1 pseudogene is annotated in these 293 nt (G+C 68.3%); it reads left to right on the top strand.

Annotated features, from left to right (window positions below):
• Positions 1 to 293 (top strand): annotated as a pseudogene (locus tag GPK94_RS16450) (UxaA family hydrolase); the annotation flags it as partial.

Genomic DNA, 293 nt, shown 5'->3' with positions numbered 1-293 from the left:
CTCATCGGCCAGCTCTCCGACCTGATGGTCCGGGAGGGCGGCACCTCCATCCTCAGCGAGACCACCGAGTTCATCGGCGCTGAGCACATCCTGGCCCGCCGCGCCGCCACTCCCGAGGTCCGGGACCGCATCTTTGAGATCGTCCACCGCTATGAGGAGGCTCTGCGCCTGGTGGGCGAGGAGGTCCGTGAGGGCAACCCCTCCCCCGGCAACAAGACCGGCGGTATCACCACCCTGGAGGAGAAGTCCCTGGGCTGCATCCACAAGGGCGGCCACTCCCCCGTCAACGCCGT

The organism is Pseudoflavonifractor sp. MCC625, from assembly GCF_018784545.1.
Lineage (GTDB): Bacteria > Bacillota > Clostridia > Oscillospirales > Oscillospiraceae > Pseudoflavonifractor_A > Pseudoflavonifractor_A gallinarum.
The sequence above is the reverse complement of the archived record's forward strand: the minus strand, read 5'-3'. Positions and strand labels throughout refer to the sequence as shown.